The 540-nt window shown below is 57.0% G+C and carries 1 pseudogene; it reads right to left on the bottom strand.

The window, feature by feature from the left end:
* Positions 1-540 (bottom strand): annotated as a pseudogene (locus J3L16_RS15945) (hypothetical protein); the annotation flags it as partial.

Below are 540 nucleotides of genomic sequence, written 5' to 3'. Positions count from 1 at the left end.
TATCTCTTGCTGGCGTCGCAACCCTTCCAGTTTGGTCTCCAATCCGGCAAGTTCAGTCTTATAAAGCCCGATCAAATCAGCATTTGAATTGGACGCACGATCCAAAGTTTCCCTGCGGAGCGCAAGAATGGACCGTTCTTCTTCCTTCAGGCGGTCCGCAAATGCGGCGCCGTCCGGATGGATAAACGGATCGGGGAATGCGATCTCTGCGGCCTCGGATAATTCGGCTTCAAGGCGGGCAGCCCGAGCCTTGAGGCGTGCCAGTTCGACTTGAGTGCCACGCAGTGACGTGAACTGCCTGATCCCGTTTGTTTCGTCCACTGTTTCGGCGCTGAGGCGAGTTTGCCCACCTGCCAACGCGATCGCTTTCATCGGGGTCAGCTCGGGTTGCCATGGATATGCGCCCGGATCGTTGACTGCGCCAAGCACGTAAAACGGGCGGTACTCGGCGATCTGCACCGAAACTTCAGGCAACTGGAACAGACCCGCGTTCGACTGCAACGCCTCAGCTATTTGGTTTCCCAACGCATCGACAGTCTG

Source organism: Alteromonas sp. 5E99-2, assembly GCF_017368475.1.
GTDB lineage: Bacteria > Pseudomonadota > Gammaproteobacteria > Enterobacterales > Alteromonadaceae > Alteromonas_F.
Note: the sequence above shows the minus strand (reverse complement) of the source record. Positions and strands in the feature narration are given on the sequence as shown.